This is a genomic window from Fructobacillus fructosus KCTC 3544, from assembly GCF_001438695.1.
Lineage (GTDB): Bacteria > Bacillota > Bacilli > Lactobacillales > Lactobacillaceae > Fructobacillus > Fructobacillus fructosus.
Map to the genome: position 1 here is coordinate 1 of NZ_JQBH01000045.1, position 236 is coordinate 236.

At 47.0% G+C, this 236-nt stretch carries 1 protein-coding gene; it reads right to left on the reverse strand.

Translation table 11 applies throughout. From position 1 onward, the window contains the following. Window positions 1-236, reverse strand: a 236-nt coding sequence (locus IV71_RS08410; RefSeq protein ID WP_478210283.1) for a M23 family metallopeptidase, incomplete at both ends; no start/stop codon positions are given.

Consider the following 236-nt stretch of genomic DNA (forward strand, 5'->3'; position numbering starts at 1 on the left):
GCTGACTTACCTGAGTCAGGCAATACTTCCTTAGGCAATGGTAGAAAGTCGGCGGGGGAAAGAATTGAATCATTATCTCCAGGGCCAAAACCAGAATTTTTCTTTGACAGGCCAAAGTGATCATGGGCCGCGCCGGCTGATTTAGGCCTTACATCGCCACCATATCCTTGGAACGATATATGTTGCCCCTTCTTCACTTTTTGTCCCACAGAAACAACAGGTTCCTTCATTGAGTG